Origin of the sequence: Micropruina sp. (assembly GCF_027492755.1) — a bacterium.
Taxonomy (GTDB): domain Bacteria; phylum Actinomycetota; class Actinomycetes; order Propionibacteriales; family Propionibacteriaceae; genus Micropruina.
Map to the genome: position 1 here is coordinate 1 of NZ_JAPUED010000125.1, position 14267 is coordinate 14267.

Sequence of the window (14267 nt, forward strand, 5' to 3'; positions counted from 1 at the left end):
GTGGGATCGTTGTCGATGGGACCGTCAGTCATCGGTCAGTCTCCATTCGTTGGGGTCTACCGCTGGTTGTGCTTGTCGAAACCGCGTGCGCCAGGTCTCGACAAGCTCGACCAACGAGGGCTCAGATGTCGAGGAAGCGGACGTCCTTGGCGTTGCGCTGGATGAAGTGACGTCGCGGCTCGACCTCCTCGCCCATCAGGATCGAGAACATGTTGTCGGCGGTGGCGGCGTCTTCGAGGGTCACCTGCAGCAGCGAACGCTTGTCCGGGTCCATCGTGGTGTCCCACAGGTCGTCGGCGTTCATTTCGCCCAGGCCCTTGTAGCGCTGGATCGGGTTGTTGTTCGGCGCCGGCAGCTTCTTGCCCGCCGCGAAGCCGGCGTCGCGCAGGGTGTCGCGTTCGGCGTCCGAATAGGCCAGCTCGTGCGGAGCGTTGGTCCAGCGCAGCCGGTACAGCGGCGGTTGCGCCAAGTACACGTAGCCGTGGTCGATCAGCGGCTTCATGAACCGGAACAGCAGGGTGAGCAGCAGGGTGCGGATGTGCGCCCCGTCGACGTCGGCGTCGGCCATCAGCACGATCTTGTGGTAGCGCAGCTTGTTGACGTCGAAGTCGTCCTGCACCCCGGTGCCGAGCACGTTGATGATCGCCTCGACCTCGCGGTTCTGCAGGATCTTGTCGATCCGGGCCTTCTCGACGTTCAGGATCTTGCCGCGGATCGGCAGGATCGCCTGGATCCGCGGGTCGCGTCCGCCCTTGGCCGAGCCGCCGGCGGAGTCGCCCTCGACGATGAACACCTCGCACTCGGACGGCTCTGTCGACTGGCAGTCGGACAGCTTGCCGTACTGGCCGGTCTTCAGCAGGCCCTTGCGGCTACGGGCGATGTCGCGGGCCTTGCGGGCCGCGATCCGGGCCGACGCCGCCGCCTGCGCCTTGCGGACGATGTCGCGACCCTCGGCCGGGTTCTTCTCGAACCAGTCGCCGAGCAGGTCGTTGGTGACCCGCTGGACGAACGACCGGGCCTCGGTGTTGCCGAGCTTGGTCTTGGTCTGCCCCTCGAACTGCGGCTCGCCGAGCTTGATGCTGATGATCGCGGTGAGGCCCTCGCGGATGTCGTCGCCGGAGACCCGGTCCTCGCGCTTCTTGATCAGCCCCCAGGTCTCGCCCCAGCGGTTGACGGTGTTGGTCAGCGCGGCCCGGAAGCCCTCTTCGTGGGTGCCGCCCTCGTGGGTGTTGATGGTGTTGGCGAAGGTGTGCACGCTCTCGTTGAACGACGAGTTCCACTGCATCGCCACTTCGAGGCTGAGTTGCTGCTCGTCGTTGTTGGCGTCGATCGCGATCACCGACGGGTGGATCGTCTCTTTGCTGCCGGTGAGGAACTTCACGAAGTCGATCAGGCCGTCGTCGTAGTGGAAGACGTCGCGCTGCGGCTCATCCTCCTCATCGGTGCGGCGGTCGGTGCGTTCGTCGATCAGCGTGATGGACAGGCCCTTGTTCAGGAACGCCATCTCGCGGAACCGGGTGGCCAGCGTCTCGTAGCTGTAGGTGGTGGTCTCGAAGATGTCCGAGCTGGCGTAGAAGGTGACCGTGGTGCCGGTCTCGTCGGACGGCTCCAGCTGCTCCAGCGGGCCGTCGGGGTCACCCAGGGTGAAGCTCTGCTGCCAGTGGTAGCCATCGCGGCGGACGTCGACCGTCAGCGAACTGGAGAGCGCGTTCACCACCGAGGCACCCACGCCGTGCAGGCCGCCGGACACCTTGTAGCCGCCGGTGCCGAACTTGCCGCCGGCGTGCAGCACAGTGAGCGCCACCGTCACCGCCGGGATCTTCTCCTTGGGGTGCAGGTCGACCGGGAAGCCGCGTCCGTTGTCGATGACCTGGACGCCGCCGTTGTCGAGCAGCCGGACGATGATCGTGTCGCAGTAGCCGGCCAGCGCCTCGTCGACGGAGTTGTCGACGATCTCTTGCACGAGATGGTGCAGGCCGCGCTCACCGGTCGACCCGATGTACATGCCGGGGCGCTTGCGGACCGCCTCCAGGCCTTCCAGGACGGTGATCGCGCTGGCGTCGTAGTTGCCGGCTTCGACGGCATGCGCCGCCGCGCCGACCGTGTGGCCACCGGTCGTCGGTTCGCTCACTCAGGTACCCCTCGCTGTTCGGGTCTCACTCACACGAACACCGCCCACAACCCCGGTCTGGGTTCAGCCCAGCGGGAACCGAGGGTGGTGGCGGCGTCGGAACTCGCCCAGTCTACCCTGTGGAGCGCCCCGACCCTAATATCGACGTCCATTTCTGGGTCGATCTGTGGATAGGAGGCCACTGAGCGGCCCTCTGAGCCGATTTCCCCCCGTTCGTAGCCCCCCATACGGTCCCTCGACCTGCGTGGTTCTGAGCCGCGTCGAACCCGGACGGCCCCGGTGCCGTCCTAGACTGCGAGCCGTGCCGCCCACCTCGTCACCCCGACGAACACCTCCGTCACCCCCGGACGTGCCTCCGTCCCCCCGGCGCACCCCTGCCTCATCCCGGCGCACCCCGGCGTCTCTCCCCGCCCGCTGGCTACTGGTCGGAATCGTCGTCCTGGCCCTGGCCGGCACCTGGCTGGCAGGCGGCTTCGAGAAGGCCACCGACCGGCTGACCCGGCTACCGGTCGGCACCGAGGTCGATCTGGGACCGATGTCGTTCGCGGCCGATCGGGCACAAGCCCGCCAGCGCACGAATTCGTGGACGGTGTACGTATTCGGACGCTGCCGCAACAACACCGATGCACCGCTGGCGTCGACGAAGGACCGGCTGGTTCGCAACGCGTTCTCGATGCAGCATCCGGTCAACCGCCAGGTGACTGCCGAGGCGAGCTTGTTCTTCGGCCCCGGCGAGACCCTCGGCAAGTCCGACGTGCTCAACCCCGGCACTCCGATGGTGCCCTGCACCCTGGTCTTCGACCCGGACGAATTCCCGGCCACCGACTACATCTCGGTCGGTGCCTCGGAGCTGGAGTGGATCGACGCCAGTCCCACCGGCGAGGGCCAGATGGTCTGGTCGGCGTCCCGAATGGCGTACCGCTTCGAGGTGCCGGTGGTCATCGAGCCGGCGTGAGCACCGGGTGCGGCGCCGTCCCCCGATAGGCGCTCACCACCCCGGCCAGCCCCGCCAGCGAGCCGGCGCCGTCCTCGGGGATCAGGTAGATCAGCTCGCCGCGTGCCGTCCCGTCCGCACCGGCCGGTGACCCACAGCCGCTGTCGAGTGCCCGCTTGCCCGAGTAGTCCAGCGGACTCACCCCGCTCCAGCGGCGGCCGTCGGCGGCCAGCAGGATCAGCGCGCAGTAGCTACCCTCTGCCGGCGGCCGGTAGTCGATCACCGCGATCGCCCAGAGCGCGCCGGCCGGTGCCGGCTGGTCGCCGCGATCGGTGATCAGCATCGGGGTGGTCGTGAGCGAAGCCACCCGCATCGGCATGCCGCCCTCGGGCAGCGGGTCGGCCCATGCTCCGGGCGCGGTCTGTTGCCAGTGCGGCGTGCTCCGCGCGTGCAGGTAGCCCACCCAGCCCACGGTGACCGCCAGCACGGCGAGAAACACCGCGCCGGCCACCATCCACTGCCGGGTGCGCGCGTTCACCGATCCACCTCGACACGACCCCGGGTGGTTCGGACGACGGCGTAGCGGTCCTTCTCCAGCGACTGTGCGGCGGCATCCGGGGTGACTCCGAGGTCGATCTCGAGCTGCGGGTCGTAGGCGTAGATCGGCGCTCGGTCCAGCACCGTGAGGGTGAATCCGGCCAGGTCGTCCGGGCTGATCTCGAAGACCACGTCCTGGGTGATCCGGAAGCCGGGCTCGGGCACGGTGATCGGGTCGCGGGCGGCGAAGCTGCGGCCGTTGGATTCGCCGCCCACCGTCCAGTCGAGGCTGCGTCGCGTGCCGTCGGTGGCGATCGTGACGTTCACCGCCAGGAAGATCACCCCGGAGCGGCCGACGAAGAGGTTGTCGGAGTAGAGCGCCTGCCCGATGGTGGACGAGTTGACGGTGATGGTCGAGTCGTAGAGCCGTCCGGGCTTGCCCAGCGCCACCCGGGTGGTGTGTTCCCGGGGCGTCTCACCCAGCCAGGTGTGCAAGCCGATCATCGCCAGGCAGGCGAGCACCGCGATCAGGCCGCCCGCCCACCGCCGGTTCACCGGGCCTCCTCGGCGAGGGTCGTCGGCGCTTCGGCCTCGGCTCCGGCATGCGCGGCGAAATGGCCCAGGCAGGCATGGAAGGCGGTGGCCAGCAGAGCCCACCGCAGCGGTTCGGCGAGCGCTGTGACGACCAGGTCGATCGGCGGACCGGCCACCGCCCAGAACGGTGCCGGGTGCCCGCCGAGCAGGCTGTCCAGGCCGCGGCGCAGCAGTTCCTCCCCGGTGCTCAGCACCCCGTAACAGACGATGAAGGCGGCGAAGAAGGCCGGGCCCACCCCGAGCACCAGTCGCAACGACTGCCAGGTCGGCAGGTATTTGTCGTTCAGGTCACCGAAGAAGGCCTCCTGGACGCCGAGGGCCAGGCCGCGTTCCCGGTCGCCGACTTCGACCCGGCCGCGGCGCACCCCGACCCCGACCGGTTCGCCCTGGCGCCACAGGTCGGCGATGGAGACCACCTGACTGCCGAACACCAGCGCGGCCAGGGCCAGCCAGAGCATCGGTTCCACCACCATCGCGGTCACCCCGGGCCAGATCACGTCCCACCACAACGCGCCGAGCTGCGCCAGCACGTCCGAGATGTCGATGCCGAGGCCGGCGAACAGCTGCTGCAACCCCCAGGACGGATAGTCCAGCCAGACCCGAAAGGCCCTTTCGTCCACCCAGTTGCCCAGCCGGACCAGCAGCTGGCGTCCGCTCATCAGCACGATCAGCATGAAGAAGCCCTCGACCAGTGCGGCCAGCAGCCCGAGCGGCCGGAACCCGGTGCGTTCGAACCACCGGTCGATCAGCCGTCTGACGACGTACAGTCCGACGATCACACCCACCAGCACCCAGGCGCCGACCGTTCCCTGCGGGTTGAGCTGGGCCAGCACCGGACGCTCGAAGGTGAGCCCGCCGAACACGTAGTAGTTGATCTGAATGTCGTTGGCGGCGTCGGTGACCACGTCGAACACCGCGTAGATGCCCAGGAACGGCAGCAGGGTGAGGGACAGCAGATGCGAGATCGAGGTGTCCCGGGGATCCTCCTCAGGCAGCGGCAGCGCCTGCCTGATCTGCAGTTCCTGCCCGGTGATCCGCAGTCCGACGATGATCGTGGAGAGCCGGACGACGAAGCCCAGCGACAGCATCAGCAGCGACAGCCAGGCGCTGACGTCCACCACCAAAGCCGCTAGCTGCGCGAAGACCCGGTACCCCAGCCAGCCCAGCAGCACCACCACGAGCAGCCGCGGCAGCGTCCGCCACCACACCACAGCAGTGGTGGTGACAAGGTGATTCAGGGATCCCGCGAGGGAACGGACGGCCTCCATCGCGAGCGATCCTAACCGCCGGACGGGGTCGCACCGGTACGCAGGGGCGGTCGTACCGGTACGCGGGGACGGTTCTTTTCGTCCCATCTGATGACGGGGAGAACCGTCCCCACGGTCACTGGGGACGGTTCTCCTGGTCACTCAGCCGTAGGTGTCGCGCGGGCCGCGGCCGTCCCGGACGCTGCGCGGGCCATGTTTCCAGCTCGGCGCGTCCGGACCCTTGACCACGATCCGGGTCACGGTGCCGTCGCCGAGCTGTTCGTTGAGCCGGGCCACGATGGACGGAGCGAGCAGCCGCAGGTTGGTGGCCCAGGCGGTCGAATCCGTGCGCACCCGCAGCACCTTCTTGTCGAAGCCCTCCGGACGCGAGTGTTCGGCATTGGTCGGTCCGACCAGGTCGGCCCAGCGGCCCAGCAGGTGCTGCAGGTTGACCTCCCTCGACCAGCCGCGGCTCGCGATCAGCTCGTCGAGGGCCTCGCCCAGCGGCTGCGGGTCGCCGGCACTGCGGGCGGTCGGTTTCGACTTCGGCTTCTTCTTGCGCGGCTGCGGCGCGGACGGCATGCCCTGGGCGTTGCGGGCGATCATCCGGGCCAGGTCGATGCCGGACGGGTCATGCTCGGTCATACTCCCCCTCGCTCGCCTCGTCGATCTCCTTCACCTCACCGCCGCCGACCTGGAACCGGCGTCCGCCCAACGCCGCCGGCACATCGGCCGCCACCGCCGCGGTGATCAGCACCTGTTCGGCTTCGGCGACCATGCCGGCGAGCCGCTCGCGGCGCATCTGGTCAAGTTCGGCGAACACGTCGTCCAGGATCAGCACCGGTTCCACCCCGTCGGCGCGCAGCAGGTCGAAGGACGCCAGCTTCAGGGCCAGCGCGAACGACCACGATTCGCCGTGCGAGGCATAACCCTTGGCCGGCAGCTCGCCGAGACTCAGCACGATGTCGTCACGGTGCGGGCCGACCAGGCAGACGCCGCGGGCGATCTCGTCCGAGCGGCGTTCCGCCATGGCCAGGATCAGCCGGGCCCGCAGCTCCTCGACCGAGGTGTCCGGCTCGGGCTCGATCGGGCTGCGGTAGGCGAGCTGGGCGTCGTTGTTGGTGGGCGCGATCGCCAGGTAGGCCCGCTGCAGGTGCGGGGTGAGGTCGGCCAGGGTGCGCACCCTGGCCTGGATCAGCTCGGCACCGAAACCGGCCAGCGACTCGTCCCACACCTCCAAGGTGGCGGCCGCGCCGTCCGGGATCGACCGACCCCGTCCCGACAAGGACTTCAGCAGAGTCGAGCGCTGCCGAAGCACCCTGTCGTAGTCGGATCGGACGCCGGCCAGCCGCGGCCAGCGGGTGGTGATCAGCTCGTCGATGAAGCGCCGGCGCTCGCTCGGGTCACCCTTGATCAGCGCCAGGTCCTCGGGCGAGAACAGCACGGTGCGCAGCGCCCCCAGCAGTTCCCGCGGCCGGCGCAGCGGCGCCCGGTTCAGGCTGGCCCGGTTCTGCCGTCCGGGCAGCATCTCGATCTCGAGCAGCAGTTGCCGCGGATCGTCCAGCCCGGCCTGCACCCGGCCGCGGACGATCGCCCGCTCGGCGGTGTGCCGCACCAGCGGCGCCTCGGACGCCACCCGGTGCGACCCCAGCGTGGCCAGGTAGTCGACCGCCTCGACCAGGTTGGTCTTGCCCTGCCCGTTGGCGCCGGTGAACGTGGTGACACCCGGCTCCAGCCGCAACTCGACACTCGCGTACGAGCGAAAATCCGCAAGCGAAAGGTGGGTGACGAACACGCCGTCACCTTACGGCAGGTCGCCGGCCGGCCTCAGTGCTCGCCCTCGGCCTTCACCGCGTGCCCACCGAACTGGTTGCGCATCGCGGCGACCATCTTCATCGACGGCGAATCCTCCTGCTGCGAGGTGAACCGCGCGAACAGCGCGGCCGCCATCGTCGGCACCGGGACGCCCAGCTCGACGGCGGCGTTCACCGTCCAGCGGCCTTCACCGGAGTCGGCGGCATAGCCCTCGATGCCGTCCAGGTGCGGGTCGGCGTCCAGTGCCCGCACCATCAGGTCGAGCAGCCAGGAGCGGATCACGGTGCCTTCCCGCCACGACTTGAACACCTCAGGCACGTTCGTCACCTCACCGGACGCCTCAAGCAGCTCCCAGCCCTCGGCGTAGGCCTGCATCAGGCCGTACTCGATGCCGTTGTGCACCATCTTGGCGAAGTGTCCGGCACCGACCTTGCCGGCGTGCACGAAACCGACATCGCCGTCCGGCTTGAGCGTGTCGAAGATCGGTTGGGCCAGCGCCACGTCCTCGTCGGCGCCGCCGACCATCAGCGCATAGCCGTTCTGCAGCCCCCACACGCCGCCGGAGACGCCACAGTCGAGAAACCGGATGCCCTTCTCGCCCAGGTTCGCGGCGTGCCGGGCATCCGCGGTCCACTTGGAGTTTCCGCCGTCGATCACCAGGTCACCGGGCTGCAGCAGGCCCTTGAGCTCCTCGACGGTGGCGTCCACCACCTGGATCGGCAGCATCACCCACACCACCCGGGGACCGGTGAGCTGATTGACCATGTCGGCGAGCGAACTGGCATCGCTCACGTCGGGATTGCGGTCGTAGCCCACCACGGTGTGGCCGCCGCGCCGCAACCGCTCGCGCATGTTGTTGCCCATTTTGCCGAGACCGACCAGACCGAGTTCCATAACGTTCCTTCCGCGGGGCGTGCGGTCGCGCGTTGTCGCGATCCGTCGTCAGGATGTCGCGGACGAACGGTCTTGTCGAGACCCTGCAGGGTCAGGCGGGGAGCCGCATCAGCATGATCACGTGCCGGTAGTCGGTCTGCTGCTCGCCGTCGAGTTCGCTGAGTGCGGTGAGCAGGCAGGGCTTGCCGGGCGCGGTGAAGGAGAAATGCACATACGGCGCGTCCAGCGCAGTCAGCGCGTCGGCGAGATAGTGCGGGTTGAAGCCGGCCGCGGTCATCGCCAGGCCCTGGCCGGTTTCATCGGTCACCACCGCTTCGAGCGCTTCGACGGCCTGCGCCTGGTCACCGGTCGCCGCCTCCAGGGTGATCGTCTGGTCACCGATCAGCATGCGCAGCGAGGTGTTCCGCTCGGCCACCAGTGCGACGCGCTTCACCGCGGCGATCACCTCGGCGGTGTTGGCCCGGACCGTGACGGTGGCCTGCACGTTCATCAGGTGACGGACCTTCGGGAACTCGCCGTCCAGCAACCGGGTGGTGATCTCGCGGGTGCCTGCCGCGCCGGCGCCCTCGAAGCCGATCAGGCCGTCGCCGGTGCCGCCGCTGGCCAGGCTCAGCGTCACCACTTCACCCGAGGTCATTGATTTGGCGGTCTCGCCGAGCACCCGGGCCGGCACCAGCGCCGCACCGTCGCCGCCGGAACCGCTGGGCGTCCAGGTGATCTCCTTCAACGCCATCCGGTAGCGGTCGGTGGCCAGCAGCGAGAGCGTGTCGCCCTCGATCTCCATCCGGACGCCGGTGAACACCGGCAGCAACTCGTCGCGACCAGCAGCCACCACCACTTGCGCCACCGCGCGGGAGAAGTCCTCGCTCTTCACCGTGCCGGTCGCTTCGGGCATCGTCGGGAGTGCCGGGTAGTCGTCGACCGGCAGCGTCTGCAGGGTGAACCGGGCGCTGCCGCAGACCAACTCCATCCGCGACGTGTCGGCGGTGATGTCGACCGGCTTGTTGGGCAACGAGCGGGCGATGTCGGCGAGCAGCTTGCCCGAGACCAGCGCGACACCGTCGTCGGTCACTTGCGCCGGCACACCGATCTGGGCGGACGTCTCATAGTCGAAACTCGACATCACGACCTGTCCGCCGGAGGCCTTCACCAACAGGCCCGCGAGGATCGGGACGCTGGGCCTGGTCGGCAGGCTGCGAGCCGTCCAGGCGACGGCTTCGGCGAGAACATCACGATCGAGGCGGATCTTCACGGGGCTCCCTTGCTCAGTACTCCGGACGACGATCATAACGGTGCCGTACGACAGCTCTTCCACACATTGCGGACCGGCCTACTTTTAGTGTCATTCGACGTGTAACCGTCAGTGGTAGTCATCACTGCTGTGGACACTGTGGATAACGCTTGACAACCCTTGTCGGACGGCGTTTCGCAGTGGTCGGTGGCTGTGGGTAACTCGAAATCACACGGGTAGTACTTGCGGATGACTCCGGGCCCGCGAACGCCGTCCACAGCCCATCGCGTTATCCACAGGACTTCTCCACGACGGGAATCACACGAATCGGTTGCGATTCAGCAGAGTCCTGAGACCGATCCAGCAGAGTCCTGAGACGGCGAGGGGAGCTACGACCGATGACGAGCGAGGTCGTCCCGAGCTTGACCCGCGATCTCGCAACAGCACCTCGGCGACCGCACGGAGATCCCGGCGTCCGCCGGGATGACGAAGAGTTCGCCGGGACGACGAAGAGGGGCTCGGACGACGACGGAGCCGGGTTGTGCCGGAAGCTCCTGCTTCAGCGCTGGACGGCGCGCTGCTTGATCCGGTTGGTGAGCTCGGCGACCTGGTTGAAGACCTTGCGGTCCTCACCCATCAGGTGGCGGATCTTCTTGTTGGCGTGCATCACGGTGGTGTGATCGCGTCCGCCGAACGACTGGCCGATCTTCGGCAACGACAGATCGGTCAACTCCCGGCACAGGTACATCGCCATTTGCCGGGCGATCACCACACCCTGGACGCGGCTGGCGCCACACAGATCGTCGGTGCTGATCGAGAAGTACGCGGCCGTCTCGGACTGGATCAGGTTCGCGGTGATCGGGGTGTCGTCGCCGTGCTGGATCAGATCGCGCAGCACCACTTCGGCGAGCGGCAGATCGACCTCCTGGCGGTTCAGGCTGGCAAAGGCCGTCACCCGGATCAGCGCACCCTCGAGCTCGCGGATGTTGGTGGGGATCTTGCTGGCGATGAACTCTAGGACGTCGGGACCGGCGGTCAGCCGCTCGGCGGCCGCCTTCTTGCGCAGGATCGCGATCCGGGTCTCCAGGTCGGGTGGCTGGATGTCGGTCATCAGCCCCCACTCGAACCGGCTGCGCAGCCGGGGTTCCAGCGCCTCCAACGATTTCGGCGGCCGATCGGAGGTGATCACGATCTGCTTCTGCGCCGTGTGCAACGTGTTGAAGGTGTGGAAGAACTCCTCCTGGGTCTGGATCTTCGACTCCAGGAACTGGATGTCGTCGATCAGCAGCACGTCCACGTCGCGGTAGGTGCGGCGGAAGTCCGCCGTCCGGTTGTCGCTGATGGCGTTGATGAAGTCGTTGGTCAGCTCTTCGGTAGAGACGTACTTGACCCGGCGGTTGGCGTGATAGCTGCGCACGTAGTGACCCAGCGCATGCAGCAGGTGGGTCTTGCCCAGTCCCGACTCGCCGTAGATCATCAACGGGTTGTACGCCTTGCCGGGCGCCTCGGCCACAGCCACCGCGGCCGCGTGCGCGAACCGGTTGGAGCTGCCGATGACGAAGGACTCGAAGGTGTACTTCGGGTTCAGCCGGCCGCCGGACTGGTCGTCGACCAGGACGCGCTCGGTCGGCTGTTCGGAGTTCGTCTCGGCCTGCCCGGCCGGGAAATCGTCCTCGCTGAGCTCGCCGGCACCGGGCAGCACCACGGTGGCGATGCCGATCGGGCGTCCGAAGTAGGTGGTCAGCTGATCCTCCACCCAGCCGCGAAGGCGGGATTCCACCCGGCCGCGGGTGAATTCGTTGGGCACGCTGACGATCACCGTGTTGTCCTGCATGGTGGCGGCATGCGTGCTGCGCAGCCAGGCGCGGGAAGGGGGATCGGCTTCCGACCAGACGAACCGCCAGGCATCCTCGAGATCAACGGGACCGGGAGTCGTGGCCTGATGGTCGGGCACCTTGCGCTCCCTTCCCTGCGAGGTACTGCTCGGTCGACCAGTCATCCACACGAGTTATCCACAGGCTGTGAATGGGAGCACGGCCCCACGGGAACGATGCCGCGTGACAGGTCAACGGAGCGAAACGCTAGTCGGCCCGGGGGCCATCCGCAAACTGATTCCCAGAAAAAACAGACCCTCTCGGCGTGTCGGCTCGACGACGTTCGGGAGCGCTCGGTTTGCCCAGAGTCGGACCGGACGCGTAACCTTGGCAGGTCGCCACCAGCGACCCCTCGCGTGTGCCCACAGTGGGCGCATCGGTTCGAGCACAATATGCAAACCAAGCAAGACAGCGAAACTGAACGGGGAGCACTTCCGTGAGCAAGCGCACTTTCCAGCCGAGCAACCGGCGCCGCAGCCGCACCCATGGCTTCCGCCTCCGCATGCGCACCCGTGCCGGGCGCGCCATCATCTCGGCCCGCCGCAGCCGGGGCCGCGCCCGCCTCGCCGGCTGACCAAAAGCCCGACGAGCCGTCAGGTGCTGGCCAAGGCCGCGCGGCTTCGCACCGCCGAGGACTTCCGCTCCACCATGCGCCGGGGCGTCCGTTGCGGACGTCCCGGTCTGGTGCTGCACATGGTGCGTACCGATCAGCCGCCGTCCCGAGCGGGCTTCGTGGTGTCGAAAGCGGTCGGCAACGCCGTCCGGCGTAACCGCGTGAAGCGACAACTCCGGCATCTGGTCGCCGAGCGGCTGGCTGGAGTTCCGTTCGACGTCGATGTCGTGGTGCGGGCGCTCCCCCACGCCGGTGGAGTGGCCGCCGACCTCGACTCGGCCTGGACGTCGGCCACCCGCCGCCTGGATGCGTCGTGAAGTCCGTCCTGATCGCCCTGCTCAAGGGGTATCGCGCGGTGATCAGCCCGATCTACGGCCAGGTGTGCAAGTACTACCCGTCCTGCTCGGCCTACGCCCTGGAGGCCGTGACCGTGCACGGCGCCTGGCGTGGCACCGGTCTGGCTCTGCGTCGCCTCGGACGCTGTCATCCCTGGTCACTGGGCGGTTACGACCCGGTTCCGGGTACCGCCGCAGCCCAGGCCTGGGCCGCTGAGCAGGCTGGCGCCGTCCCCCATGAGTTCCACTCTTCAACCGAACATCGAGGAGCAACGTGATCCCACCGATTCCGCAGATCGTGCCGATGGACCTGTGGGGTGATTTCCTCGGTGCGCTGAACACCATGATGCAGCCGCTGTACCTGGCGGTGTCGTGGATCATGTCCAGTTTCCACACCCTGTACGCCTCGTTCCTCGGCCCCGAGAGCGGCTGGTCCTGGGCGCTCGCGATCATCTCGCTGACCGTGGTGATCCGTACCCTGCTGATTCCCCTGTTCGTCCGGCAGATCCGTTCGTCGCGCAATATGCAGATCCTGCAGCCGCAGCTGAAGGCGCTTCAGGAGAAGTACGGCCACGACCGTGAACGTCTCGGCCAGGAGACGATGAAGCTGTACAAGGAGGAAGGCGTCAATCCGATGGCGTCGTGTCTTCCGCTGGTACTGCAGATGCCGATCTTCATCGCGTTGTACCAGGTGTTGTGGAACGCGTCCCAGGGTCACGCAATCGGCGTGCTGAGCGTTGAGCAGTCCGAGTCGCTGCGGAACGCCACCATCTTCGGCGCCAAGCTGTCCGGCATCTTCTGGCCGCTGACGAACGGTTTCGGCGCCACCCAGATTCTTTGTGCCGTGCTGGTGATCAGCATGACCGCGGTGCTCTTCGTCACGCAGCTGCAGCTGATGCGGAAGAACATGCCGCCCGAGGCGCTGACCGGGCAGTTCGCGCAGCAGCAGAAGATCATGCTGTACGTCTTCCCGTTCATGTACCTGTTCATGGGTGTGAACATTCCGGTGGGCGTGCTGCTCTACTGGCTGGTCTCGAACGTCTGGACGATGGTGCAGCAGTACATCCTGATCCACAACAACCCGGCCCCGAACACTCCCGCCTACCTCGACTGGGAAGAGCGGATGCGCGCCAAGGGCAAGGATCCCGACGAGCTGGCGCGCAAGCGGGCCGGCAAGAACCGGCGCCAGGCCCCCACGCCGCCGGCGGCCGACACCAGCAAGGTCGCCCGCCAGGGCGGCAAGCCGTCCGGTTCGACGACGTCGGACGAGGGCACCGGCTCGACCGGTGGTGGTGTGCAGCGTCAGCAGGTGCAGCGGCAGCAGCCGCAACGGAGCAACCGTGCCTCCCGTAAGCAGGGGCCGCCCAAGCCGAAGACCAACCCCGGCCAGGCCTGATCAGGCCCGACAGGAGAGAAACGAAACGATGAGCGACGTGGAAACCGAAACAGAGGTCGCCGAGGCGCCCGCCGGTGAGGAGTCGAACCGGTCCAAGCGCGAGCAGGCTCTGGTGAACGAGGGCGAGATCGCCGCCGACTACCTGGAGGAGCTGCTCGACATCGCCGACCTGGACGGCGACATCGACACCTTCACCGAGGGCGGTCGGGCGCATGTGTCGATCGTCACCGACACCGATCTGCTGGTCGGCCGGGACGGCGAGGTACTCGAGGCACTGCAGGAACTGGCCCGCCTCGCCGTGATGACCGAGACCGGACACCGCTCCCGGCTGATGCTCGACGTGGCCGGTCACCGCGACAAGCGCCGCAAGGAACTGGAGATCCTGGCCAAGGACGCCATCGCCGAGGTCGTCGAGACCGGTGAGCCCGTCCGGCTCTCGCCGATGAACCCGTTCGAGCGCAAGATCGTGCACGACGTCGTCGCCGGCGCCGGTTTGGTCAGCGAGTCCGAGGACGAAGAGCCGCGCCGCCGCGTCGTGGTGCTGCCCAAGAACTGACGCAAGACACGGGAACGGCCGGGGGATCACTCCCCCGGCCGTTCTGTATATTTCCGCGTCCTTCGGAGTGATCGTGGGCACGGTTCTCCAGGTCACGGGGAACGTGTCTC

At 67.7% G+C, this 14267-nt stretch carries 14 protein-coding genes and 1 pseudogene; 6 read left to right on the forward strand and 9 right to left on the reverse strand.

Annotation, left to right across the window (positions count from 1 at the left end; translation table 11 throughout):
- Nucleotides 1-121 precede the first annotated feature (121 nt).
- Complete coding sequence (gene gyrB, locus Q0066_RS08870; protein ID WP_298132111.1) at nt 122-2131, reverse strand: DNA topoisomerase (ATP-hydrolyzing) subunit B; 2010 nt, start codon at nt 2129-2131, stop codon at nt 122-124.
- Between the two features lie 349 nt (nt 2132-2480).
- On the opposite strand from gyrB, the gene Q0066_RS08875 reads away from it, so the two are divergent.
- Nucleotides 2481-3086 carry a hypothetical protein gene (locus Q0066_RS08875; protein WP_298132113.1) on the forward strand — a complete coding sequence of 202 codons (606 nt, stop codon included), beginning with the start codon at nt 2481-2483 and terminating at the stop codon, nt 3084-3086.
- Here Q0066_RS08875 and Q0066_RS08880 read toward each other — a convergent pair.
- The 8 genes from Q0066_RS08880 to dnaA all read right to left on the reverse strand — a co-directional run bounded on the left by Q0066_RS08880 (nt 3070) and on the right by dnaA (nt 11337).
- Nucleotides 3070-3603, reverse strand: a complete 534-nt coding sequence (locus Q0066_RS08880) for a hypothetical protein (protein WP_298132115.1) — start codon at nt 3601-3603, stop codon at nt 3070-3072. The genes Q0066_RS08875 and Q0066_RS08880 overlap by 17 nt on opposite strands.
- The gene (locus tag Q0066_RS08885; RefSeq protein ID WP_298132117.1) at nt 3600-4157 is read right to left on the reverse strand and encodes a hypothetical protein; all 558 of its coding nucleotides are present in this window, start codon (nt 4155-4157) and stop codon (nt 3600-3602) included. The genes Q0066_RS08880 and Q0066_RS08885 overlap by 4 nt, the downstream gene beginning before the upstream one ends.
- Nucleotides 4154-5464, reverse strand: coding sequence for a hypothetical protein (locus Q0066_RS08890; protein ID WP_298132119.1), 1311 nt, complete (start codon nt 5462-5464; stop codon nt 4154-4156). Before Q0066_RS08890 ends, Q0066_RS08885 begins: the two co-directional genes overlap by 4 nt.
- A 141-nt stretch (nt 5465-5605) precedes the next feature.
- Nucleotides 5606-6088: a DciA family protein gene (locus Q0066_RS08895; protein ID WP_298132120.1), complete on the reverse strand. Its 483-nt coding sequence runs from the start codon at nt 6086-6088 to the stop codon at nt 5606-5608.
- Nucleotides 6075-7238: a DNA replication/repair protein RecF gene (recF, locus tag Q0066_RS08900; RefSeq protein ID WP_298132122.1), complete on the reverse strand. Its 1164-nt coding sequence runs from the start codon at nt 7236-7238 to the stop codon at nt 6075-6077. Before recF ends, Q0066_RS08895 begins: the two co-directional genes overlap by 14 nt.
- A gap of 32 nt (nt 7239-7270) precedes the next feature.
- Nucleotides 7271-8152: a phosphogluconate dehydrogenase (NAD(+)-dependent, decarboxylating) gene (gene gnd, locus Q0066_RS08905; RefSeq protein ID WP_298132124.1), complete on the reverse strand. Its 882-nt coding sequence runs from the start codon at nt 8150-8152 to the stop codon at nt 7271-7273.
- A gap of 91 nt (nt 8153-8243) precedes the next feature.
- On the reverse strand, nt 8244-9404 hold the full coding sequence (dnaN, locus tag Q0066_RS08910; protein ID WP_298132126.1) for a DNA polymerase III subunit beta: 1161 nt from the start codon (nt 9402-9404) through the stop codon (nt 8244-8246).
- A gap of 538 nt (nt 9405-9942) precedes the next feature.
- Complete coding sequence (gene dnaA, locus Q0066_RS08915) at nt 9943-11337, reverse strand: chromosomal replication initiator protein DnaA (protein WP_298132128.1); 1395 nt, start codon at nt 11335-11337, stop codon at nt 9943-9945.
- A 356-nt stretch (nt 11338-11693) separates the two neighbouring features.
- Here dnaA and rpmH point away from each other — a divergent pair, with 356 nt between their 5' ends.
- The 5 genes and pseudogenes from rpmH (at nt 11694) to Q0066_RS08940 (ending at nt 14157) form a co-directional block, all read left to right on the forward strand.
- Nucleotides 11694-11831: a 50S ribosomal protein L34 gene (rpmH, locus tag Q0066_RS08920; protein WP_105186735.1), complete on the forward strand. Its 138-nt coding sequence runs from the start codon at nt 11694-11696 to the stop codon at nt 11829-11831.
- Between the two features lie 23 nt (nt 11832-11854).
- On the forward strand, nt 11855-12187 hold the full coding sequence (gene rnpA / locus Q0066_RS08925) for a ribonuclease P protein component (protein ID WP_298132132.1): 333 nt from the start codon (nt 11855-11857) through the stop codon (nt 12185-12187).
- Nucleotides 12151-12414, forward strand: a pseudogene (yidD, locus tag Q0066_RS08930) (membrane protein insertion efficiency factor YidD); the annotation flags it as partial. The gene rnpA and the pseudogene yidD, both read left to right, overlap by 37 nt.
- A 95-nt stretch (nt 12415-12509) precedes the next feature.
- Nucleotides 12510-13601, forward strand: coding sequence for a membrane protein insertase YidC (gene yidC, locus Q0066_RS08935; RefSeq protein ID WP_298132200.1), 1092 nt, complete (start codon nt 12510-12512; stop codon nt 13599-13601).
- Nucleotides 13602-13629: 28 nt separating this feature from the next.
- A complete protein-coding gene (locus tag Q0066_RS08940; protein ID WP_298132136.1) occupies nt 13630-14157 on the forward strand; it encodes a R3H domain-containing nucleic acid-binding protein in 528 nt (175 codons plus the stop codon).
- Nucleotides 14158-14267 lie beyond the last annotated feature (110 nt).

What these genes read in the sequence shown, in the direction of transcription:
- Q0066_RS08890 (WP_298132119.1), bottom strand. Translation starts at nt 5,464, where the DNA reads ATGGAGGCCGTCCGTTCCCTCGCGGGATCCCTGAATCACCTTGTCACC.
- yidC (WP_298132200.1), top strand. Translation starts at nt 12,510, where the DNA reads ATGGACCTGTGGGGTGATTTCCTCGGTGCGCTGAACACCATGATGCAG.
- Q0066_RS08940 (WP_298132136.1), top strand. Translation starts at nt 13,630, where the DNA reads ATGAGCGACGTGGAAACCGAAACAGAGGTCGCCGAGGCGCCCGCCGGT.
- gnd (WP_298132124.1), bottom strand. Translation starts at nt 8,152, where the DNA reads ATGGAACTCGGTCTGGTCGGTCTCGGCAAAATGGGCAACAACATGCGC.
- Q0066_RS08895 (WP_298132120.1), bottom strand. Translation starts at nt 6,088, where the DNA reads ATGACCGAGCATGACCCGTCCGGCATCGACCTGGCCCGGATGATCGCC.